At 70.5% G+C, this 20,322-nt stretch carries 22 protein-coding genes; 7 read left to right on the forward strand and 15 right to left on the reverse strand.

Annotation, left to right across the window (positions count from 1 at the left end; translation table 11 throughout):
- Entirely contained in the window at window positions 1-909 is a 909-nt protein-coding gene (locus HUX53_RS25795) for a helix-turn-helix transcriptional regulator (protein ID WP_176405810.1), read from the reverse strand.
- Between the two features lie 252 nt (window positions 910-1,161).
- On the opposite strand from HUX53_RS25795, the gene HUX53_RS25800 reads away from it, so the two are divergent.
- The 3 genes from HUX53_RS25800 to HUX53_RS25810 are packed head-to-tail and all read left to right on the forward strand — an operon-like array spanning window position 1,162 to window position 2,203.
- Window positions 1,162-1,425, forward strand: coding sequence for a hypothetical protein (locus HUX53_RS25800; protein WP_176405811.1), 264 nt, complete (start codon window positions 1,162-1,164; stop codon window positions 1,423-1,425).
- On the forward strand, window positions 1,422-1,832 hold the full coding sequence (locus tag HUX53_RS25805) for an ATP-binding protein (protein WP_176405812.1): 411 nt from the start codon (window positions 1,422-1,424) through the stop codon (window positions 1,830-1,832). Before HUX53_RS25800 ends, HUX53_RS25805 begins: the two co-directional genes overlap by 4 nt.
- The gene (locus tag HUX53_RS25810; RefSeq protein ID WP_176405813.1) at window positions 1,829-2,203 is read left to right on the forward strand and encodes a hypothetical protein; all 375 of its coding nucleotides are present in this window, start codon (window positions 1,829-1,831) and stop codon (window positions 2,201-2,203) included. The genes HUX53_RS25805 and HUX53_RS25810 overlap by 4 nt, the downstream gene beginning before the upstream one ends.
- Before the next feature lie 75 nt (window positions 2,204-2,278).
- On the opposite strand, the gene HUX53_RS25815 is transcribed toward HUX53_RS25810, so the two are convergent.
- From HUX53_RS25815 to HUX53_RS25835, 6 genes are read right to left on the reverse strand one after another with little or no spacing between them, the layout of a single operon-like run.
- Entirely contained in the window at window positions 2,279-3,853 is a 1,575-nt protein-coding gene (locus HUX53_RS25815; RefSeq protein WP_176405814.1) for an AMP-binding protein, read from the reverse strand.
- Between the two features lie 9 nt (window positions 3,854-3,862).
- Window positions 3,863-4,669, reverse strand: coding sequence for an SDR family NAD(P)-dependent oxidoreductase (locus HUX53_RS25820; RefSeq protein ID WP_217919893.1), 807 nt, complete (start codon window positions 4,667-4,669; stop codon window positions 3,863-3,865).
- The gene (locus HUX53_RS40180) at window positions 4,662-5,111 is read right to left on the reverse strand and encodes a nuclear transport factor 2 family protein (protein ID WP_217919894.1); all 450 of its coding nucleotides are present in this window, start codon (window positions 5,109-5,111) and stop codon (window positions 4,662-4,664) included. Before HUX53_RS40180 ends, HUX53_RS25820 begins: the two co-directional genes overlap by 8 nt.
- Window positions 5,112-5,122: 11 nt before the next feature.
- On the reverse strand, window positions 5,123-6,004 hold the full coding sequence (locus tag HUX53_RS25825; RefSeq protein ID WP_176405816.1) for an LLM class F420-dependent oxidoreductase: 882 nt from the start codon (window positions 6,002-6,004) through the stop codon (window positions 5,123-5,125).
- Window positions 6,001-7,482 carry an FAD-dependent oxidoreductase gene (locus HUX53_RS25830; RefSeq protein WP_176405817.1) on the reverse strand — a complete coding sequence of 494 codons (1,482 nt, stop codon included), beginning with the start codon at window positions 7,480-7,482 and terminating at the stop codon, window positions 6,001-6,003. The genes HUX53_RS25825 and HUX53_RS25830 overlap by 4 nt, the downstream gene beginning before the upstream one ends.
- 5 nt (window positions 7,483-7,487) lie before the next feature.
- Window positions 7,488-8,399 carry a VOC family protein gene (locus HUX53_RS25835; protein ID WP_176405818.1) on the reverse strand — a complete coding sequence of 304 codons (912 nt, stop codon included), beginning with the start codon at window positions 8,397-8,399 and terminating at the stop codon, window positions 7,488-7,490.
- A gap of 143 nt (window positions 8,400-8,542) precedes the next feature.
- Between HUX53_RS25835 and HUX53_RS25840 the strand changes: the two genes are divergently transcribed.
- Window positions 8,543-9,379 carry an SDR family oxidoreductase gene (locus tag HUX53_RS25840; RefSeq protein WP_176405819.1) on the forward strand — a complete coding sequence of 279 codons (837 nt, stop codon included), beginning with the start codon at window positions 8,543-8,545 and terminating at the stop codon, window positions 9,377-9,379.
- Between the two features lie 72 nt (window positions 9,380-9,451).
- On the opposite strand, the gene HUX53_RS25845 is transcribed toward HUX53_RS25840, so the two are convergent.
- The 4 genes from HUX53_RS25845 to HUX53_RS25860 are packed head-to-tail and all read right to left on the reverse strand — an operon-like array spanning window position 9,452 to window position 14,208.
- Window positions 9,452-10,636: an acyl-CoA dehydrogenase family protein gene (locus HUX53_RS25845; protein ID WP_176405820.1), complete on the reverse strand. Its 1,185-nt coding sequence runs from the start codon at window positions 10,634-10,636 to the stop codon at window positions 9,452-9,454.
- Window positions 10,637-10,658: 22 nt separating this feature from the next.
- Window positions 10,659-11,672 carry a ferredoxin--NADP reductase gene (locus HUX53_RS25850; RefSeq protein ID WP_176405821.1) on the reverse strand — a complete coding sequence of 338 codons (1,014 nt, stop codon included), beginning with the start codon at window positions 11,670-11,672 and terminating at the stop codon, window positions 10,659-10,661.
- On the reverse strand, window positions 11,669-13,342 hold the full coding sequence (locus HUX53_RS25855) for an FAD-binding protein (protein WP_176405822.1): 1,674 nt from the start codon (window positions 13,340-13,342) through the stop codon (window positions 11,669-11,671). The genes HUX53_RS25850 and HUX53_RS25855 overlap by 4 nt, the downstream gene beginning before the upstream one ends.
- The gene (locus HUX53_RS25860) at window positions 13,339-14,208 is read right to left on the reverse strand and encodes an alpha/beta fold hydrolase (protein WP_176405823.1); all 870 of its coding nucleotides are present in this window, start codon (window positions 14,206-14,208) and stop codon (window positions 13,339-13,341) included. The genes HUX53_RS25855 and HUX53_RS25860 overlap by 4 nt, the downstream gene beginning before the upstream one ends.
- A gap of 326 nt (window positions 14,209-14,534) precedes the next feature.
- Between HUX53_RS25860 and HUX53_RS25865 the strand changes: the two genes are divergently transcribed.
- Entirely contained in the window at window positions 14,535-15,134 is a 600-nt protein-coding gene (locus tag HUX53_RS25865; RefSeq protein ID WP_176405824.1) for a flavin reductase family protein, read from the forward strand.
- A 26-nt stretch (window positions 15,135-15,160) separates the two neighbouring features.
- Here HUX53_RS25865 and HUX53_RS25870 read toward each other — a convergent pair whose 3' ends face one another.
- On the reverse strand, window positions 15,161-16,081 hold the full coding sequence (locus HUX53_RS25870) for an IclR family transcriptional regulator (RefSeq protein WP_255205630.1): 921 nt from the start codon (window positions 16,079-16,081) through the stop codon (window positions 15,161-15,163).
- A gap of 178 nt (window positions 16,082-16,259) precedes the next feature.
- On the opposite strand from HUX53_RS25870, the gene HUX53_RS25875 reads away from it, so the two are divergent.
- Window positions 16,260-17,135 carry a TIGR03619 family F420-dependent LLM class oxidoreductase gene (locus HUX53_RS25875; RefSeq protein WP_176405825.1) on the forward strand — a complete coding sequence of 292 codons (876 nt, stop codon included), beginning with the start codon at window positions 16,260-16,262 and terminating at the stop codon, window positions 17,133-17,135.
- On the forward strand, window positions 17,132-17,623 hold the full coding sequence (locus HUX53_RS25880; RefSeq protein ID WP_176405826.1) for a nuclear transport factor 2 family protein: 492 nt from the start codon (window positions 17,132-17,134) through the stop codon (window positions 17,621-17,623). The genes HUX53_RS25875 and HUX53_RS25880 overlap by 4 nt, the downstream gene beginning before the upstream one ends.
- Before the next feature lie 22 nt (window positions 17,624-17,645).
- Here HUX53_RS25880 and HUX53_RS25885 read toward each other — a convergent pair whose 3' ends face one another.
- From HUX53_RS25885 to HUX53_RS25895, 3 genes are all read right to left on the reverse strand, one after another.
- Window positions 17,646-18,500 carry an MHYT domain-containing protein gene (locus tag HUX53_RS25885; protein ID WP_176405827.1) on the reverse strand — a complete coding sequence of 285 codons (855 nt, stop codon included), beginning with the start codon at window positions 18,498-18,500 and terminating at the stop codon, window positions 17,646-17,648.
- A gap of 107 nt (window positions 18,501-18,607) precedes the next feature.
- On the reverse strand, window positions 18,608-19,405 hold the full coding sequence (locus HUX53_RS25890) for a maleylpyruvate isomerase family mycothiol-dependent enzyme (protein WP_176405828.1): 798 nt from the start codon (window positions 19,403-19,405) through the stop codon (window positions 18,608-18,610).
- A gap of 9 nt (window positions 19,406-19,414) precedes the next feature.
- A complete protein-coding gene (locus HUX53_RS25895) occupies window positions 19,415-20,260 on the reverse strand; it encodes an SGNH/GDSL hydrolase family protein (RefSeq protein WP_255205631.1) in 846 nt (281 codons plus the stop codon).
- Window positions 20,261-20,322: the final 62 nt, after the last annotated feature.

Genomic DNA, 20,322 nt, shown 5'->3' on the forward strand with positions numbered 1-20,322 from the left:
CTACCGTGAATCCAGGTCCTTCGTCGCCGCAGCGATCAGCGAGGCAGATGCGCTCGGACTGAGCGCTCCAGCGCGAAGATGCGTGAATGTCAGGTTATACCGTGCAATGTCGGCTTCCTCTTCCAAGAAGAGATCCCCTGCCTGACTGTCGATGTACACGATGTCCGGCCCCACCACCTCAGCGAAGCCCATGACGACGAATGAACCGGTCATCCCGGGGTGGGCGCCTGCGTCGAACGGGAGAACCTGAAACTGAACGGTCGGGAGTTCAGTGACGGTTAGCAGGTAGTCCAGTTGCTCTCGCATAACCTCAGGGCCGCCCACGACGCGGCGGACGGCGGCTTCGTCCACGATGCCCCACAGCTTCAGCGGCTCCTCCTTCGTGAGAGCCCCTTGCCGCTGCATCCTTGCATCGACTCGGCTCTCGACCTCCTCGCGGGTGAGTTCGGGGTCGCCGCCGCTGATGGCGGCTCTTGCGTAGCGCTCGGTCTGGAGGAGGCCGGGGATGAACAGGCACTCATAGTTCAACACCTCGCGCGCTTCGGACTCGAACTCGATGTAGGAGGCGTAGCGCTCGGGGAGGTCTGAGGCGAAGGTGTGCAGCCAGCCGCGAGTCGCCGACTGCTTGAGCAACGTCCTCAGTTCGGTGCGCTTGGGCTCGGCCACTCGGTACACGTCCAAGAGGCTGGTCAGAGTCCGCGCTTGGGGACGGACGCGGGCGGTCTCGATGCGGTAGAGCGTGACCACGTTGATACCGGTCTGCTCGTTCACCTGCTCGCGAGTGAGTTCAGCGAACTTACGCAACTGGCGAAGCTCAGCCGCGAGGCGCCGAAGACGCACCGTCGGTGCTCCCACTGTGGCTCCCTTCCAACGACGACAGGGTGTGGACGCGAGTCCAACTCGCTCCATCCACACCCCGAATGATCACGAATGCAGCGGTGCCAATGCAACCCTTGCATAGACACCCTGGGTGATGCATTATTTGCAGAGCGTTCCACAAGAAGCTGGCCGATCGCAGGCAATCAGCAAGGAAACGGAGCGGCCCCGGGGGCAGTGCTTGCACCACCGCCCCCGGGGCCTTGACCCGACTGCAAAGGAGTCGGACCCATGGTGAACCTACCCAACTGCTCGCCTTCCGGAGGGCGTGGGGAGTGGATGTCAGTGCCGCTGGAGACAGTTCAGCGGCTGGAGCTGCTGGTCAGGCTGATGGTGAGCCTGCGCGGCCTCGGGCGGGGCTCGGTGTTGTACCTCGATGGGCGGTCCGAGCCGGTCTTGTCGGTGCCGGTGGTTTCGCGGCGGCGGTCGATGGCGGTGCTCGTCGTCCAGGACGGGGGCGGGTGGTCGTACCTGTGGGACGCCGCTCACCGGACGCCGGCCGGGTCGGTGCGGGTGGCGGCCGAGCTGATCGCCGGGGTAACGCGGTGATCGTCTGGGACGAGGTGCACACCGAGCGGGTGTGCTCGGGTGGTGTGCTGGACGTTCGGGAGGTTCGGGCTCGGGTGCGGCAGGTGCTCGTCCGGTACGGCCAGACGTTCGAGCTGGGCGATGTGGATCTGCTGGTCTGCGAGATCGCGACCAACGCCGTCCGGCACAGCGCCAGCGGTCGGCCCGGCGGCGGGGTGTGGGTGACCTTGCTCTTGTCTGCCGCGCGGCTGCGGGTGGAGATCCAGGACGATGGCGGCTCCGACGGGCGTCCCATGATCCCCGTGCAGGGTTCTGCGTGGGACGAGGCCGGGCGCGGGCTCCTCATGGTGCGGGAGCTGGCTGACTGCTGGGGCACCCTGCGCGGGAAGGACGGGCGCCACACCGTGTGCTTCGAGGTCGTCCGATGAGCGGCGTGCGCATGCTGCGCGGTGTCTGGGCGGCCTGGCGGAGCGTCCGGGACGACGCCGAGACCGTCCAGCCAATCCTCTCGGAGCCGCACCCGGAGGTGGTCTTCCTCTTCGCTGGTGGCGGGCCGGACGTGCGTGAGGTGGTCGGGGTGTTGCCCAGTGAGGCGCGGGCCTGGCGGGCGCTCGCGGAGATGGAGTCCGCGCGCTCGCGCATCTGGTCGCGGCAGGGGCGGGTGTGGGACGCGGGCATGTGCGCCGGACGCGCTCAGGCGTTCCAGGCGGCGGCCGAACAACTCGAGGACGTGGTGATCGACTCGTTCGGCCTCTGGGACGAGTACGAGCGCCAGGCCGACGGGACCGCTTCCGGCTGATTCGACGCGTTGAGGCGTGTCGCTCCCACTGGGTGCGGAGCGACAAGCCTCAGCGACGTCCATCGCCCCAACGGTCTACCGGAGTTCGTAGGTGGCGTTGCGGTGCTCGTAGATCGGGTCTGTGGTGTTGCAGGCCGCTTCGCGTAGGGGGCGCTTGATGACCTTGTTCGTCGGGGTGCGAGGCAGGACGTCCACTACGCGGATGTAGCGGGGCGTCCACTTCGTCCCGAGGTCGGGCTGGGCCTTCAGGAAGGCTGTGAAGGACGCCGGGTCGAAGGGGCGGCCCTCGGCGAGGGCTACGGCCGCCATTACCTGGTCGCCTACGGCATCGTCTGGGACGGCGTAGACCGCTACTTCTGTGAAGCCGTCGTAGCGGGATAGGAGGCGTTCTACGGGGGCGGCGGCGAAGTTCTCGCCGTCCACGCGCAGCCAGTCGTCGTTGCGGCCTGCGAAGTACCAGTAGCCGTCGGCGTCGCGGTAGGCGAGGTCGCCTGACCACGTCCAGCCGTTGCGGACGCGTTTCGCCGTGGCTTCGGGGTTGTTGTAGTAGCCCTCGAACTTGCCCGCCCCGTTGGTGTCGACGATCTCGCCGATCGCTTCCTCTGCATTGAGGAGCGTGCCGTGGGCGTCGAACTTGGCGGGCGGGCATTCCTGGAGGGTGTCCGGGTTGATGACCAGGGTGCCCGGCTCCGCTACGCCCAGGGAGCCCGGCGGTGTGCCTGGGACGCGGTTCAGGCGGATTTCGCCTTCGCTGGAGCCGTACGAGTCGATGACCGTGCAGCCGAAGCGGCGTGAGAACTCGGCGATGTCGCGCTCGTTCGCCTCGTTGCCGAATGCTATGCAGAGGGTGTTGTCAGCGTCGTCCGACTTCTCCGGGGTGGCCAGGATGTAGTTCAGCGGCTTGCCGACGTAGTTGAAGAACGTCACGCCGTGACGGCGGACGTCCGGGAGGAAGCCGGACGCCGAGAACTTGCGGCGGAGGACTATGCGACCGCCTGTCGCCACGGCCGGAGCGATGCCCGCCATCAACGCGTTCGAGTGGAACATTGGCATGACCACGTAGAACACATCGTCGCCAGTCAATCCCCGGCGGTCGCGTTGCTGGATGGCGATGCGCCCGAGTCTGCCCTGCGTGCAGACCACCGCCTTGGGGGCCGATGTCGTCCCCGAGGTGAAGACCAGCGAGAAGATCGTCTTCGGGGACACAGGCTGGACGTCTGCCAAAGGCGTCGTAGCCAGACGTTCGCTGTAGGCGGCAGTGTCGATCGTCAGCGTCGGGACGTCCACCAGGCCGTCCAGCAGCGGGGTCCGGCTCGTCTCGGTGACCAGCAGCGTGCAGTCGGTGTGGGCGATGTCGCGCGCCAGTTCAGCGCCCCGGCGGGTCGGATTCAGTTCGACGACCGGCACACCGGCCAGCGCCAGACCCAGCAGCCAGAACAGGTGCTCCGAGCCGTTCTCCAGGAAGAGACCGACATGGCCATCGGCCGAACGAGCCAGGGCTGCGCGACGGCGGGCCTCCGCAACGACCTCGCGCCACGTCCACGACGCGTCCTCGAAGTTCAGGGCCGGACGGTCGTCGTCCGCACGGGCCGCGACCAGTTCGGCGAACGTGACGTCGTGGTCCGGGCGGTCGTCCTGCAGCGCGGGCATCGGCACTCCCTAGGCGCGATGGGGTCGGTTCGTCCAGCCCTGGTCGTCGGCGCGGACGAACCAGCCGGACGCGGCCAGGGTCCCGCCGTCCACCGGAATCGTGTGGCCGGTGACGAAACGGGCGTCGTCCGAGGCCAGGAACCCAACGACCGCCGCGTAGTCGTCCGGCTCACCGAAGCGGGCCAACGGAACCCAGGTGTGTTCCAGGCCCTCGTCGTAGCCGCGCCGCATCCACTCGACCGGCGTTTGCTCGGTGTTGGCCAGGTCTGGGGCGATAGCGTTCACGCGCACCCCATGCCGTCCGACCGCCACGGCAAGGCTCCGGGTAAAAGCCGATACGCCAGCGTTGAACGCCGAGTACACCGGATGTCCCGGAATACCCCGGAACGCCTCGACCGTCGAGTTGTTGACGATGCTCCCCGACCGCTGCTCGATCATCATGGGCAGCAGCGCGTGGGTCAGCTTGAAGACGTGCAGCAGGTTCAGCTCGTAGAGCCGCTGCCACTGGTCGGGCGTGCTGTCCTGAAAGGACGGCGCCGCCGGGCGGAAGTCGCCCACGTTGTTCACCAGCACGTCCACCCGGCCGGGAACCGCCGCCACGACCCGCTCGACCGTCTCGTCCTCGACGATGTCGCCGATGACAGTGACGCACCGGCCGCCGGCCGCCTCGATGCCAGCCGACGTTCGGGCGGCGGCGTCCGCGTCGATGTCGTTCAGGATCACCAGGTCGCCGCCGGCGGCCAGGCGGCGGGAGATCGCCCCGCCGATGCCGAGCGCGCCGCCCGTGACGACACTGACCCGAGCGTTCTCACTCACCGCGCCACCTCCGGACGGGACGGGTCTCGATCGAGTCGATGCGCTGCTCGCGCCGGGCGATCCGCCACGTCTGGCCGTCCAGCCGGTAGGTGTCGGTGTACCGGCAGTGCCAGACGAGGTCGGACACCTTGCCGTCATCGCGAGAGGTCATGTGGTGGGCGACGCAGGCGATCTCCCCGGTGGCCGTGCCGGGCTCCGGCCCCACACCGAACACCTGCCCCGCGAGCGCGTGGAACGTCACCGGGATCTGGTCCAGCACCGACAGCGTGGCGGCGATCTCCGAGCGCCCCGTGAAGACGCGCACCGGGTCGAGTTCCTCGGGAGCGTCCGGCAGGACAAGGACGGCGTCCTCGGTGAACAGGTCCGACATCGCGTCGATTTCGCGCCGGTCAGCGTGCAGCGCGTACCGGGCGACCAGATCGCCGAGGGCGATCTGGTCCACGACTCCCAGCGTCATGAGAGGCCCAGGCGCTCGGCGCAGGCCGACAGCTCGTCCTTCGCCTCGTTCAGGTCCTTGGTCGGCGCACCGCGCAGGACGAGGCGGCCCGCCCCCAATCCGGCGAGCTTCTCCGCCTTCTCCGGCGTGACGACCGACAGCGAATGGCCGAGCGTCAGCTCCAGCGCGTCCGGGTCGCGGTCGTTCTTCTCGGCTTCCTCCCGCATCAGCGCGACCAGCGAACGAAGCTCGTCCCCCGCCACACCCAGCGGCTGCAGCCCGTCCCCGTACCGGCCGGCGCGCCGAGCGGCGGCCTTCGTGTGCCCGCCCACATGGATGGGCACGCCGCCCTTCTGGACGGGCTTCGGGTAGCTCATCGCACCCTTGAAAGAGAAGAACTCCCCGTCGTGCGAAGCCCCCGAAGGCGCCGTGTCAGCCCACAGCTTCCGAAGCACCTCCAGCTGCTCGTTCCCGCGACGCCCACGCGAGTCGAAGTCGACGCCGCACGCCTCGACCTCCTCGCGCATCCAGCCCATGCCGACGACCAGCCGCAGCCGTCCGCCCGACAGGGCATCGATCGTCGCCAGCCGCTTGGCCAGCACCACCGGGTGATGATTAGGCAGGACGAGCACGCCAGTGGCGAGCCCGATCCGCGACGTCTGCCCCGCCAGAAACGCGAGCAAATCCAGCGGATCAGGAATGTCCAGGTCGTCGGCCAGTTCCATGCGGCCCGACGCGTCGTACGGATACACGCTGGAGTAGGAACTCGCCACCACCGCGTGCTCGACCGCGCCGACCGACTCGAAGCCGCAGGCTTCGGCGTGCTGGACGTACTCGCCGATCCACGAAGGATCAGCCGTCACGCCCGCAGCCACGGGGAGCAGGACGGCGTACTTCATTCAGAAACCTTCCTAGAAGCGGCGGACCGCCCAGCGCGACGGCCGAAGAACGTGCCGTCGCCCAGGGACGTCCCGCTGATGTAGCCCTCGCCATGAATGCCGGACGCCGTGCGCCCCGCCGCATACAGGCCAGGCACCGGCTCACCGGAGTGATTGAGGACCTCGCCGTCCACGGTCGTGTCCAGACCACCGAGCGTGAATCCGCCCGCGCCCGTCCCGGCACCGTGCTTGCCCGCGCCGAAGAACCCCTCGCGCGGGTCGATCGCCGCGAACGGCCCCTTCAGCGGACGCAGCCACTTGGCGTCCTTGTGGAAGTAGGGGTCCTCGCCCCGCTCCGCGTACCGGTTGTAGGTCTCGACGGTCGCCTCCAGCGAACCGGACGGCAGCCCGAGCGACTCCTCCAACTCCGCAATCGTCTCTGCTGCATGCGCAGGCCGGACGCCCCACATGTCGGCTTCGGCGATCTCGTCGTGCCCGGTCTCGTCGATGATCGCCCAGTAAGGACCGGGCTGGTGCTGGACGGCCTGGTGGCTGAACAGCCCCGGGTAGACGTCCTCGTTGATGAAGCGGCGGCCAAGACCGTCCACGAGCATGCCCCGGCAGATGACGGCCGGGTTGGCGGTGAGCGCGATCTCTACCGTCGCCATCCGGCGGGTCGCGGCACCGGCCGCGGTCGCCATCCGAATACCGGACCCGTCGCTCGTACCGTCGCTGACCTTGTCATGCCCGAGCAGCACCGGGGCATGGTCAGCGAGCATCTCCTCGTTGTCGACAAAGCCGCCAGCAGTGAGGATGACGCCCTTTCGCGCCCGGTAAGTCACCGTCTCGGCGAACTTCCGCGCGACGACGCCCACGACACGGCCGCCGTCCACGACAAGATTCGTGGCATAGGTGTCCTGGTGGGAGACGGCACCCGCCTCAGCGACGGCCGCGATCAGCTTCTCCATCAGGATCCCGCCGGCGAACATCGGCGTCTCCGGACGGTGCCCGCGCGGCGCAGGACGGGCGATCTCGTTATACGGCCAGGCGTTCTCGCCCAGCCACATCAGCCCGTCCTCGGTGTACGGCATCCAGCCCGGCGCCTCGAACAGGGTCTCCTTGAACGGAACGCCGCGCGCGCGGAACCACTCGAAGTGCTCCACGCTCCCGTCGCAGTACAGCCGCAGCTTCTCCTCATTGGCGTGCGGCCCGAGCGCCGCCTTGAGGAAGGCGAACATGTCGTCCGGCGTGTCCTCGAAGCCGCACGCCTTCTGCACCTGCGTGCCGCCGCCGAGGTAAAGCTCCCCGCCCGACTGCGCGGACGTCCCACCGGGGCCGCTCGACCGTTCCAGGACGAGCACGTCCGCGCCCGCCGCCGCGGCCTCGTACGCCGCTGCGGCGCCGGCGGCTCCGAAGCCGACCACGAGCACGTCGCACTCGTGGTCGAACTCCACATCCGCGGCGGCGACCGGCTCCACCGAAGCCGAAGCCGAAGCCATCGGCGTCAGCCCTTCGCCGGCGGGGTGAACGCCGCCAGCGGCTCGGACCCCGACCAGTCGTGGCCCCAGTAGCTGTCCTTGGTGATCTCTTCGGCGGTGTAGTGGGTCTCGTCCACGAGCATGCCCTCGCAGCCGTACTCGATGTCCCAGCCGCCGGGCGCCCGGACGTAGAACGACACCATCTTGTCGTTGGTGTGCCGGCCCAGCGTGGACGAGATCGAGAAGCCCTTCTCCTTCACCGCGTCCAGCGCGATGCCGACCGCGTCGAGGGTGTCGACCTCCACCATCAGGTGGACGAGGCCCGGGGCGCCGTCGTGCGGGGCCGGGCAGATCGCGGCGCTGTGGTGGCGCTGGTTCACGCCCATGAACCGGATCCGGACCGCGCCGCCGCCGACCTTCATCGCGCCGCGCGGCAGGAACCCGAGCACCTCGTTGTAGAACGTGACGGTCTCGGCGAAGTTCGGGGTGGGCAGCACGACGTGGCCCATGCCCATCGCGCCGGTCACGAACTTCTGCGCGAAGCCGGTGCGGAGCGGGCTGTGGTCGAGCACCGGGCCGAAGAACACCTCGACGGGCGTGCCGCCCGGGTCGGTGAACGCGATGACCTCCTCGGCGTCGCGCTCGGCGGCCTCCTTGGCGGTCAGCGCCGTGACGGCCGTCCCGGACTTCTCGACGGCCTCGCGGACGGCGGCCAGCGCGTACTGGTCGCGCACCTCCCAGCCCACGGCCAGCACCTTGTCGGAGTCGCCGGGCAGCAGCTGGAGGCGTGACCGGCGCTCGTCCATGCGCAGGTACAGGCCGTCGGGGTTCGGGCCGCTGCCCTCGGCGAATCCGAGCCCTTCGAGGGCGAACTCCCGCCAGCGGTCGATGTGCTGGGTCTGGACCTTGAGATAACCCAGCCCTCGGATCTGCGTCACTGTCCTGGATCCCTTCGATATCGCGGCCCGCGCAGCGGCGGTCCATGCTCAACCTGCCAAACCGCGTGGTCGGCCGCCCGGAGCTTCCCGCTCAGTGAGAGTCGCGCGGCGGCCCCGGCCGGACGACCGGTGAGGATTGCGGCATGACAGCAACGAGGCCGGTCGCGCTGGTGACCGGGGCGAGCCGGGGAATCGGCCGGCGGACGGCGCTCGCGCTCGCCGCCGCCGGGCACGACGTCGCGTTCACCGCGCGGACAGTCGAGGAGGGCGAGGGCCGGATCCCGCCACGGCACGGCACGGCGGCGGCGATCCCCGTCCCCGGGAGCCTGGCGCGGACGACGGCGGAGATCGAGGCGCTCGGCGTCCGCGCCCTGCCCGTCCAGATGGATCTGCTCGACCGGACGAGCGTGCAGGCCGCCGCGCAAACCGTGCTGGACGCCTGGGGACGCGTGGACGTCCTGGTCAACAACGCGGTCGCGCACATCGCGGGCACCCACGAGCGGTTCCTCGACCTGGACGTCGACGTCGCGCAGCAGCTGGCCACCGGCAACTACCTCAACCAGATCGTCCTGCTCCAGGCCGTCCTCCCGGCGATGCTCGACCAGGGCGGCGGGACGATCGTGAACCTGTGCTCGGGGTCGGCCACCAGCGATCCGCCCGGACCGCCCGGCGAAGGCGGCTGGGGCGTCGCGTACTCGGCGTCCAAGGCCGCGTTCGGACGGCTCGCCGGCGCGATCAACGCCGAATACCTCAGGAACGGGATCCGGGCGTTCAACCTCGATCCCGGCTTCGTCGTCACGGACGCGGGCGCGGCCCGCGGCGGCCTCGACTCCCTCAAGGAGAAGGGCTTCGAGGCGACCCCCGAGCAGGCCCCGGCGGCAGCGGTGGTCTGGCTAGCCACGAGCCCAGACGCGCAGCACTGGCTAGGCCGCGTCATCTGGACGCCCAAACTAGTCGCAGACCTCGCCCTCCTCCGTTGAGTTGCGGCGTGTTGTTGTTATGGATGCGCCCATAACAACAACACGCCGCAAGTCAACGGAAGGGGGTGGGGGTTAGATCATGGAGCGCATCGGGCCCTGCGGGGGCTCGATGTCCAGGTCCGTCAGGGCCGACACGTGGTAGACCGAGCCCGGCACGTGGATCGCGTGCGCCAGCCCCACGTGGGCGTCGCGCCAGAAGCGCTGGATCGGGTTGTCGTTGCGCATCGCGTTGCCGCCCGACCGGACGACGATCTCGTTCATCGCCTGTGCCGCCCGCCACGCGGCGCGCACCTGGGTGCGGCGGCCGGCGGCGCGCTCGGCGAACGTCGGGACGTGCCCGGACGCGACCATGTCGTACATGCGCGAGCAGTTGTCGAGCAGCGCCGTCCGGGACGCCTTGATCTCCTCGGCGGCCTCGCTGATCGCGTACAGCACGTACGGGTCGTCCTTGATCTTGGTGCCGGTGATCTGGACGCGGTTCCGCTGGTAGGCGAGGTGGTGGTACAGCGCGCCCTCGGCGATGCCGATCACCGCGGAGGTGATGCCGAGCGGGAACACGCAGGAGAACGGCATCAGGTAGGACGGGTTGGTCAGCCCGGCCTCGCGGGGCGCGGTGCCGTCCACGACCTTGGAGTACTCCAGCGTCCGGTACGTCGGGACGAAGGCGTCCTTGACGATGATGTCCTTGCTGCCGGTGCCCTTGAGCCCGGCGACGTCCCACGAGTCCTGGACGATCTCGTAGTCGGAGCGGGGCAGGATGAGGTGCAGCGACTGCGGCGGCATCACCATCTTGCCGTCGTCGTCGCCGAGCATCCCGCCGAGGAAGATCCAGTCGCAGTGGTCGGTGCCGGAGGAGAACTGCCAGCGGCCGTTGAAGATGTAGCCGCCGTCGACCGGGCGGGCGATGCCCATCGGCGCGTACGGGGAGGCGATCCAGGTGTCGGGGTCCTCGCCCCAGACCTCCTCGCGGACCTTCGGGTCGGCGTAGGCCATCTCCCACGGGTGGACGCCGACGATGCCGGCGATCCAGCCGGTGGAGCCGTCCAGGGAGGCGATCCCCATCACCGTCTCGGCGAACTCGCGGGGGTGGACCTCCAGGCCGCCGTGCTCCTTCGGCTGCAGCAGCCGGATCGCGCCGGTCTCCCGCAGGATGGACGCGGCCTTGTCGTCCAGCCGGCCGAGGGCCTCGTTGGACGGCCCGAGCTCGCGGATCTGCTCCGCCCTCTCCATGATCGTGTCAAGCACGCGGTTCGCCATCGCCTGTCTCCCGTGATGTGTTTCAGCCGTCGTAGGTGATCTTCAGCCGGTCGGTGACCGGCCTCGCCTGACAGGCGAGGATGAGGCCGTCGGCGAGATCCTGCTCGTCGAGGACCGTGTTGGCGTCCAGGGTGACCTCGCCCTCCAGCGCGATGCAGGCGCAGGCCGAGCAGTTGCCCTCCCGGCAGGAGAACGGGGCGTCGACGCCGGCGCGCAGCAGCGCGTCGAGGAGCTTCTCCGACTTCGGCCACGGGACGGTCCGCGTCTCGCCGTCCATCTCGACCTCGACCTCGCCGGCGTCGCCGGTGTCCTCGGCGGCCTCCGCCGGCTCCTCGAACGGGTCGCCCTCCAGCGAGAAGAAGCGCTCGACGTGGACGCGCATGCCGAGGCCGGTGAAGGTGTCCGTGGCGAGGTCCATGAAGACCTCCGGCCCGCACACGAACGCCTCCCGCCCGGTGTAGGGGGCGGCCAGGGACCGCAGGACGGCGGGCGTCGGCAGCCCCTGCACCGACTCCAGGACGTGGACGACCGTGAGCCGGTCGGGGTGCTCTTCGGTGAGCGCCCGCAGCTCCGCCGCGAAGATCACCGACTTCTCGTCCCGGTTCGCGTAGAGCAGCGCCACTTTGCCGCTCCCGCCCGCCAGGCACGACTTGAGGATCGACATCACCGGGGTGATGCCGCTGCCGCCGGCGACGAGCAGCAGGTCGTCGTCCAGCGAGGACGGCGTGAACGTGCCCGCCGGGCGCAGCACCTCCAGCACGTCGCCGGCCGTGACGTTGTCGCAGATCCAGTTGGATCCGAGGCCGTCCGCGACCCGCTTGACCGTGACCTTCAGCCGGTCGTCGGTGAGCGGCGAGCTGCACAGCGAGTAGCAGCGGGCCGCCCAGCCGTCCCCGGCCGGCACCCGCACGGTGAGGAACTGCCCGGGCCGGTAGGTGAACCGGTCGCGGTCGCCCTCGGCGGGTTCGAGGACGAGGGAGTGCGCGTCGGCCGTCTCGTGGACGACCTCCACCACCCGCGCCTTCAATGCCGTCATGACCGTTCCGGGGCCTTTCCAGCGGCGTGCCGCGCCGCGATGTATCCGAACACCATGGAGGGGCCGATCGTCGCGCCCGGCCCGGCGTACTCGTTGCCCATCACCGAGGACGAGGAGTTGCCCGTCACGTACAGGCCGTCGATGACCGTGCCGTCCTCGCGGAGGACGCGGGCGTGCTCGTCCGACACGAGGCCGCCCTTGGTGCCGAGGTCGCCGACCTCCAGCCGGAACGCGTAGTACGGCGCCGTCTCCAGCGGGTCGAGGTTCGGGTTCTTCAGGTTCGGGTCGCCGTAGTAGCGGTCGTAGGCGGAGTCGCCGCGGCCGAACTCGGGGTCCTTGCCCGCGCGGGCGTACCCGTTGAACGTCCGGACGGTCTCGGCCAGCGCCGCCGCCGGGACGTCGATCTTCCCGGCCAGCTCCTCCAGCGAGTCGGCCTTGAACACGATGCCCGCGTCGTAGAACGCCTTCGGGATCGGCGCGCCGGGCAGGATCTGCGCGAACGGGTAGCGGGCGCGGGACTTGGCGTCCATCACGAACCAGGCCGGGACGTGGCCGCCTTCGAGCTGGTCGTGGACGAAGTTGACGTAGGGCGCGGCCTCGTTGGTGAACCGCTTCCCGTCCTGGGAGACGATGACCTGGCGCGGGATGGCGCGCTCGGACACCAGCGGGATCACCGCCCCGGCCGGGTGCCGGACGGAGGGCATCCACCAGGCGTCGTCCATCAGGTCCAGCGCGGCGCCGAGGCCCTCGCCGGCGCGGATGCCGTCGCCGGTGTTCTCGCGGGCGCCCATCGCGAAGTCCTCCTGCCCTCCCTTGGGCAGGTACTTGTCGCGCATCTCCTGGTTGTGGTCGAAACCGCCCGTCGCGAGCAGGACGCCCTTGCGGGCGCGGATCCGCAGCGTGCCGCCGTCGCGCTGGGCGGCGACGACGCCGACGACGCGGCCGTCCTCATCGGTGACCAGCTCGGTCATCGCGGTCTTCAGCCAGAGCGGGATCCCGGCGTCCTTCAGCGCCATCCGCAGCCGGGCGACGAGGGCCCGGCCGCCGGTCGACATGTGCCGGCGGCGGATCATGTTGGACGAGACGCGCCACGCCGCGACCAGCGACGCGCGCCGTCCGGCCCAGGTGCGCTTGGCCATCGCGAGGTCGTGGTAGTCCTTCGCGGTGATCCACAGGCCCAGCGGGCCCTTCATGTTGTTCGGCCGCTGGTACTGCTCGTCGTCGCCGAGCTTGCGGGTGTCGAACGGGACGGCCTCGATGGAGCGGCCGAGCGGCCGGCCGCCCTCAAGCTCGGGGTGGTAGTCGGCGTAGCCCTTCGTCCAGAAGAACTTCACCCACTTGCTCCTGCCGATCAGCTCCATCGTCGCGGGGCCGTTGTCGACGTAGGCGTCGAGCCGCGCGGCGGGGACGCGTCCCTCGGTGAGCAGGTCCAGGTAGCGGCGGATGGACTCGCGGCTGTCGTCGTGGCCGCGCGCCTTCAGCGTCGGGTTGTTCGGGATCCAGATGCCGCCGCCGGACAGCGCGGTGGAGCCGCCGAACTTCTTGCCCTTCTCCACGATCAGCGCGGACAGGCCGGCGTCGTGCGCGGCCAGCGCCGCGGTCATCCCGCCGCCGCCGCTGCCGACGATGACGAGGTCGTACTCGTGGTCCCACTCCTGGGCGGCGCTCATGCCTGCTCCTTGGTGGTCAGGAAGGCGAGAACCGCGCTCTCCCAGGCGGCCTTCTGCTCGATCATCACCCAGTGCCCGCAGTTCGGGAAGATGTTGACCTGGACGTCGGGGATCGTCCGCATCGGGATCAGCGCCATGTCGACGGGGCTGACCCGGTCGTCGCGTCCCCACGTGATGAGGGTCTTGGCCTTGAGCTTGTGCAGCATCGCCCAGTAGGGCGGCTCGTCGGACGCGGCCATCGCCTTGGCGCGGGCGGCCATCGCCTTCGTCCCGTACATGCGGCGGGCGGCGGCGAGCGTGTCGGGGTCGACGGCCTGCTGCCAGCGCCCCTCGATCAGCTCCTCCGTCACGACCTTCGGGTTGTAGACCATGGAGTTCAGCCACCGGACCAGGCGCTCGCGGGTCGGGTCGTCGGTGAACTCGGCCAGCAGCTTGATGCCCTCGCCGGGCGCCGGGCTGAACACGTTCCGGCCGATGCCGCCGATCGTGACCAGGCGGCCGATGCGGTCGGGGTGCTTCAGCGCGACCTGGGTGGCGATGATGCCGCCCATCGAGTTGCCGATGACGTCGACCTGGCTCAGGCCGAGGCCGTCCAGGAAGCGGATGACGGCGCCGCCGGCGGCCATCATCGGGTGCTCCTCGGTCGGGTCGCTGACCCCGAACCCGGGGAACTCCAGGACCAGGCACCGGAAGTGCTCGGCGAACCGGGCGAGGTTGCCGCGGTAGTTGCGCCAGCCCGTCACACCGGGACCGGACCCGTGCAGCAGCAGCAGCGGCGGGCCCTCGCCGGCCTCGTGGTAGCGCAGGACGCCCTGGTCGGTGGCGAGCTCCCGCAGCGTCGACTCGTAAGTCAGCTCGGCAGGCATGATCTCCCAGTCCTTCGACGGTGGCTTGACGTGAACGTAATTCTGGTCGGGGCAAGGTCACCCGGTGGATCCCGATCAGCGGGACGCCCGTCCCGGCCGGGCTTTCCGGGGCCCGTTCGCCGCGCGCTTCCACTCAACGGGATCGGTGCGCGCCGCCCGTCCGGGCCATGCCTACGTTTCAGGCACATCGGCCACTTGACCGGCAGCGCGTCCACCCCGCTCATTGGACAGTGCCGCTTATTGGGCATTGTTGGTGGACATGTTGTTGTTGAACTACTCGTTGTCGAACAGGGACCGCGTCCCGCACCGAGCCCCGAGGTGAACAGATGCCAGCCGAGCCAGCGCTCACCGCAGACACCGGCAGCCCGCCGTCCGACGCCGCCGCCCCCGATCCGGCGGAGTTCCGGAAGGCGATGGCGGAGTTCGCCACCGGGGTCACCGTGATCACCGCCCTCAACGGCGGGGAGCCGGTCGGCTTCGCCTGCCAGTCGTTCGCGTCGGTGTCGCTGGACCCGCCGCTGATCCTGTTCTGCGCGGACAAGCGCGGCCGGTCGTGGCCGCGGATCCGCGCGGCCGGGCATTTCTGCGTCAACGTGCTCGGCGAGGAGCAGCGCGAGCTGTGCGAGCGCTTCGGCTCCAGCCGGGGCACGAAGTTCGAGGAGCTGGACTGGGCGGTCTCCCCCTGGGGGGCGCCCGTGCTGCCGGACGTCCTGCTCGCCGTGCACGCCGTCGTCCACGACGTGCACGAGGCCGGCGACCACGAGGTGGTGATCGGGCGGGTCCTGGACGTGGAGCGGCACGACAACCGGAACGGCGTCTGGCGGCGTCCGATGGTGTTCTTCCGCAGCCGGTTCGGCGTCGGCGAGCCCGACGCGCCGATCGCCCCGGACCCGTGGGGGCTCGGGGACCGGTGGGGCTGGGGCTGACGCCCCGCCCCCGGCCGGGGGCGGCGTCACATCCAGTCGCCGCGTCCGTCCACGGCGAGCAGCCGGTTCATCGTCTCGGGCGACCACGTCGACTCCTCGCCGCTCCGGCGCACGCCGCGCCGGCCGCGCGGGCCGCCGGTGCCCGGCGCCGAGCCGGGGAACAGGATCTGCGCGGTCTCGCGGGCGGCGGTGACCACCAGCGGCGCGACGTTCTCCAGCGGCGTCCGGATGTCGCCGACCAGCGAGATGCCGGCGACCGGCCCCTCGGCGCTGCGAATCGCGGCGGCCACGCAGGCGATGCCGGGGTAGGACTCGCCGCGCTCGAACGCCAGGCCGCGGCGCTGCCGGATGCGGTGCAGCTCCTGGTGCAGCGTCCCCAGCTCGCCGATGGTGCGGCTGGTGAACCGGCTGATGTTCTCCCCGCACAGCGCGTCCACCTGCTCCGGCTCCAGCCACGCCAGCATCGCCTTGCCGAGCGCGGTGCAGTGCGCCGGGGCGCGCCCGCCGACCCGCGACGGCACGGACGCGGCGAGCCGCCCGCCGAGCTTGTCCAGGTAGAAGACCTCGGCGCCGTCCAGCACGGCGAGGTGCGCGACGAGCCCGGTGGTGACCTGCAGCTCGTGCAGCAGCGGCGCCGCCGCCTCGCGGATCTTGCCGTGCCCGCCGTCCTGCCCGCCGAGGCCGAGGGCGCGCTGGCCGAGGCCGTAGCCGAACGAGTGGTGCGCGAGCCAGCGCTGCTTCACCAGCTGGTCGAGGATCCGGTGCGCGGTCGAGCGCGGCAGCCGGGTGCGGCGCGCCACGTCCTCCAGCGTCAGCCGGGCGGTGGGCCCGTTGAACGCGTCCAGGATCAGCGTCATCCGCTCGATCATCGACGGCGGCGACTCCCGCCGCGCGGCCGTCCCCGCGAACTCCGGCGTCGCTGCCCCGTGCATCATCGCCTCGGTCATCGCACCTCCCAGGACCCAACTGAAATGAATTCTTGTTACCTGGAATCTAGCAACCGCTTGGTCTCCTGTGAAGAGGGGCCGTATGTCCAGGTCAGCGAAGTCTAGGATGCGTGAACCGGTGCCCGGGACGCGCCGGGCAGCGTGATAGAACGTTTTCCTGCCAACGAGGGGAGCAACGATGCGTGTCGGTATCGTCACGCCGGTGGTGGCGCAGCCGCCGCCGGGCAACGCCGCCTGGGAGCGGGACGCGGGGATCGAGGAGGTCGCGGCGATCGCCGAGACGGCCGACCGGCTCGGCTACCACCACGTCACCTGCAGCGAGCACGTCGCCGTCCCCGCCGCGGCGGCCGAGCAGCGCGGCGGCGTCTACTGGGACCCGCTCGCCACCTTCGGCTACCTCGCCGCCCGGACGTCCCGCATCCGGCTCGCCACGCAGGTCCTCGTGCTCGGCTACCACCACCCGCTCGCCATCGCCAAGCGGTACGGGACGCTCGACCGGATCAGCGGCGGCCGCCTGACGCTCGGCCTCGGCGTCGGCAGCCTGGAGGAGGAGTTCGACCTGCTCGGCGCCCCCTTCGCGGGCCGCGGCGCCCGCGCGGACGACGCCCTCGCGGCCCTCCGCGCCGCCCTGGGCCGCCGCCTGCCCGAGCACCACGGCCCGCACTACGACTTCTCGGGCCTGGTCGTGGAGCCGCACGCCGTCCAAGAGCAGGTCCCGCTGTGGATCGGCGGCCGCTCGGGCCGCTCCCTGCGCCGCGCCCTGACCGCCGACGGCTGGGTCCCGTTCGGCCTCCCGCTGAAGACCCTGGCGGAGATGCTGCGGGAAGCCGACGTCCCGCCCGCCTTCGACGTGGTGCTGGCCCCGTCCCGCCCCCTGGACCCTCTGAAGGACCCCGAAGCCGCGGGCACGGCCCTCACCAAGCTCCGCGACGCAGGAGCCACGATCGCCGGCGTGAAGTTCGCCTCCACGTCCCCGACGCACTACTGCGAACAGCTGGCGGCCCTGCGCGACCTGGCCGGCACCTACGGCCTGACCTTCGAGGAGAAGCAGTGACCGTCGAATCCCGCCTCGCCGCCCTCGAAGAGCGCCTCCGCGCCCTGGAGGACGAACGCGAGATCACTCGGCTGATCCTCTCCTACGGCCCCCTCGTCGACAGCGGCTGCGCCGCCGACGTCGCCGCCCTGTGGGAGCCGGACGGCGTCTACGACGTGGACGAGATCCTGATGACCGGCGAGGCCGAGATCGACGCCATGGTCCGCTCGGCCAACCACCAGCGCTGGATCGCCGGCGGCTGCGCCCACTTCGTCGGCCCTCCGCACGTCACCGTCACCGGCGACGAGGCCACCGCCGTCGGCTACACCCTCATGATCGTCAACAGGGACGGCTTCACGCTGCGCCGCGCCACCGCCAACCACTGGCGCCTGCGCCGCACCGAGAACGGCTGGCGCGCGGTGAACCGCACCAACCGGGTCCTGGACGGCCGCGAAGAATCTCCCGACCTCCTGGCCTCCCACTTCCCCACCGCCACCCGCCACGCCTGACCGCGCCGGGCGTTCCGGGCGGTCAGCGGGCCGGGCCGCCGCCGAACCATTCGCCGGCGGCCGGGTTCGAGGTGGGGGCCGCCGGGGCGCGGGGCGGGGGCTGGTTGCGGCGGGCTTCCAGGCGTTCCTGGAGTTGGGCCTCGATGCGCATCTCCTCCTCGTTCGGGGCCATCGCGATGATGATGAGGAGGATGGTCGCCACGGCGCCGACACCGCCGACCAGGGGCAGGATGAAGTCGACGGCCTTGGCGCCCGTGGGGACCGCGTCGTGGGTGTGCAGGTGGACGCGCATGGCGGCCATGCCGGTGTAGTGCATGCCGGTCACCGCGACGCCCATGATCAGGGCCGCGCCGGCCGTGGCCCACATGCCGCGGACCTTGAGCGCGAACCAGAGCGCGGCGGTGGCCGCCACCAGGGCGATCGCCACCGACAGCACCACGAGGCCGGACTGGTAGCGCAGGTCGGCGGCCATGTTCATGGCGGCCATGCCCATGTAGTGCATGCTGGCCACGCCCGCGCCGGTGATCAGGCCGCCGATGACGATCGTCGGGGTGCCGGTGCCGGCGAAGCCGACCAGGAAGAGTCCCACGGCGACCACGGCGATCGCGATGAGGCAGCTCAGCAGGGTGAGCGGGACGTCGTAGCGGATCTCGGCGTGCGGGACGCTGAAGCCGAGCATCGCGATGAAGTGCATCACCCAGATGCCGGTGCCGCCGATGGCCAGCGCCGCGAGCCCCAGCCAGGACGCCCGCGACCGGCCGGTGACGGCGCGCGCCCGGGCCGTGCACATCAGCCCGAGCAGCGAGCCGACGAAGGACATGATGTACGCGGCCGCCGGCGTCAGCAGCCCGTAGGAGAAGTGGTGGACTTCCGCCATGAAGTTCCCCCCGGAACGGTCCAAAGTATGACCGCCGAATCATAGTCATGCTGATCAGCACGTTTCGACCGCGGTTCCGGTAAGCGGGGAAGCAGATCGGAAGTTCGTCAGGGTGTGACGGCCATGGCGGTGAGGGTCCGGGCGGCCAGGGCGCGGTCGCCGGTGACGCGGACGGTGGCCGCTTCGGGGGTGCAGCGGCCGGCGGTCAGGCGGACGTAGGTCTCCCAGTCCATGGTGAGTTCGGCGGTCGGTTCTCCCGGGGCCGACAGGGCGCCGCGGCCGTTCTCGTCGACCGTGACGGCCGCTTGGAAGTCGGGCGGGCCGGTGATGGTGAGGGCGACCGATTCGCCTGGGGCGGCCTTCGCTCGGCGGGCCACTATCAGGGGGAGGGCTCCGCTGAACAGGTTCCAGAAGCAGTGCGCCGCCGGGGCGTCCAGGTTGCCCGGACGGCCCACGGCGCGGCGGACGTCCTGCTCGTGCGTCCAGCAGTCCATGGCGCGGACCATCATCAGGCGGGAGTAGGGGCCGTCCCGGCCGTCCGGCATCGTGACGACGCGGTCGGGGTCCAGGGTCGGGAGCTGGACGAGGCGGCGCTCCAGGGCGTCCGCGAGTTCCGCGGCCACGGCCGGGCCCGGGACGGCGCGGCGCATGTGCACCGCCGCCTCCAGGGTCCGGCCGAAGTCGTTGCGGATGTGGTCGAATTCGGGGACGTCGATGTCGGGTGAGGGGTCGCCGAGGAGATCGCGCTCGATGCCGACCAGGTGGGACAGCTGGTCCTTGACCGTCCAGCCGGGGCATTCGGTGGGACGGTCCCAGTCGTCGTCGGTGAGCGTCGCCGCGAGCGCGAGGGTCGAACGGACCGTCTGCTCGTAGGCGGCGGTGTTGGCGCGCATCTCCTCGTTCATCCCCGGAGCCTACGCTCCGAGCACGTTGCCGATGATGTCGGCGTAGGCGGCCTCGCCGCGGGCGTTCGGGTGCAGGGGGGCGGCCGGGTTGACGGGGACGTAGCCCTCGACCCAGCGCCTGGACGACGACTGGCAGGCGTCGTGGCCGGCGGACGGGGTGACGAGGTCGATGTAGGTGGCGCCGTGGGCGGCGGCCTGGTCGCGGATGACGCCGTTCATCGCGTTGACGGCGCCCTGGAGGAAGTTGGCGTCGGTCGGCAGGACGGGCTGGAAGGGCCAGCAGCCGTTCTTCTTGATGTAGAGGCCGTATCCGGTCACGACGATGTGCGCCTTCGGGGAGCGGGCGCGGATGCCGTCCAAAACGGCGCTCAGGCTCGGGCCGAGGTCGCGGGTCTTCTGGGCCACTTCGGCCTCGAACTCGCCCTTGCAGGGGGTGGCGGTGGGGTCGAGGTTGATGCAGTCTTCGGCGATGCCGACGAGGCCGACGTCGTTGCCGCCGATCGTGAGGGTGACCAGGGTGGTGGACGCGCTGAGGGCGTTGAACTGGGGCGGGACGGTGCCGGTGTCGACGCCGGCGACGCTGGTGCTCTGCGGCTGCGTCATGTGCTTGGTGCGGGCGCCGCTGCAGGTGACGTCGGTCAGGTCGGCGTTCAGCTCGTCGGCGAGCTCGTGCGCGTAGTTGTGGGTGGAGCGTCCGCATCCGATCGGGCCGGTGATGTTGGGGATGAGGGGTCCGGAGGCCATCGAGTCGCCCAGGGCCACGTATTCGACCGTCGCCGCGTGGGCGGGGGTCGCGGCGAGGGCCGTTCCCGCGAGGACGAGTGCGCCGACCATGCCGTGCAACAGACGCTTCATGCCAACTCCCGGCGTCATGGACGATGTCGCCGTGATCGTCCAGAATCTGGACAGACCGTTCA

Source organism: Actinomadura sp. BRA 177 (assembly GCF_013372625.1).
Classification (GTDB): Bacteria; Actinomycetota; Actinomycetes; order Streptosporangiales; family Streptosporangiaceae; genus Spirillospora.

What these genes read in the sequence shown, in the direction of transcription:
- HUX53_RS25815 (WP_176405814.1), bottom strand. Translation starts at nt 3,853, where the DNA reads ATGCCCGCGCTGCAGGACGACCGCCCGGACCACGACGTCACGTTCGCC.
- HUX53_RS25890 (WP_176405828.1), bottom strand. Translation starts at nt 19,405, where the DNA reads ATGAACGAGGAGATGCGCGCCAACACCGCCGCCTACGAGCAGACGGTC.
- HUX53_RS25885 (WP_176405827.1), bottom strand. Translation starts at nt 18,500, where the DNA reads ATGGCGGAAGTCCACCACTTCTCCTACGGGCTGCTGACGCCGGCGGCC.
- HUX53_RS25855 (WP_176405822.1), bottom strand. Translation starts at nt 13,342, where the DNA reads ATGAGCGCCGCCCAGGAGTGGGACCACGAGTACGACCTCGTCATCGTC.
- HUX53_RS25865 (WP_176405824.1), top strand. Translation starts at nt 14,535, where the DNA reads ATGCCAGCCGAGCCAGCGCTCACCGCAGACACCGGCAGCCCGCCGTCC.
- HUX53_RS25795 (WP_176405810.1), bottom strand. Translation starts at nt 909, where the DNA reads ATGGAGCGAGTTGGACTCGCGTCCACACCCTGTCGTCGTTGGAAGGGA.
- HUX53_RS25825 (WP_176405816.1), bottom strand. Translation starts at nt 6,004, where the DNA reads ATGAAGTACGCCGTCCTGCTCCCCGTGGCTGCGGGCGTGACGGCTGAT.
- HUX53_RS25810 (WP_176405813.1), top strand. Translation starts at nt 1,829, where the DNA reads ATGAGCGGCGTGCGCATGCTGCGCGGTGTCTGGGCGGCCTGGCGGAGC.
- HUX53_RS25840 (WP_176405819.1), top strand. Translation starts at nt 8,543, where the DNA reads ATGACAGCAACGAGGCCGGTCGCGCTGGTGACCGGGGCGAGCCGGGGA.
- HUX53_RS25830 (WP_176405817.1), bottom strand. Translation starts at nt 7,482, where the DNA reads ATGGCTTCGGCTTCGGCTTCGGTGGAGCCGGTCGCCGCCGCGGATGTG.
- HUX53_RS25895 (WP_255205631.1), bottom strand. Translation starts at nt 20,260, where the DNA reads ATGAAGCGTCTGTTGCACGGCATGGTCGGCGCACTCGTCCTCGCGGGA.
- HUX53_RS25845 (WP_176405820.1), bottom strand. Translation starts at nt 10,636, where the DNA reads ATGGCGAACCGCGTGCTTGACACGATCATGGAGAGGGCGGAGCAGATC.
- HUX53_RS25860 (WP_176405823.1), bottom strand. Translation starts at nt 14,208, where the DNA reads ATGCCTGCCGAGCTGACTTACGAGTCGACGCTGCGGGAGCTCGCCACC.
- HUX53_RS25875 (WP_176405825.1), top strand. Translation starts at nt 16,260, where the DNA reads ATGCGTGTCGGTATCGTCACGCCGGTGGTGGCGCAGCCGCCGCCGGGC.
- HUX53_RS25850 (WP_176405821.1), bottom strand. Translation starts at nt 11,672, where the DNA reads ATGACGGCATTGAAGGCGCGGGTGGTGGAGGTCGTCCACGAGACGGCC.
- HUX53_RS25870 (WP_255205630.1), bottom strand. Translation starts at nt 16,081, where the DNA reads ATGACCGAGGCGATGATGCACGGGGCAGCGACGCCGGAGTTCGCGGGG.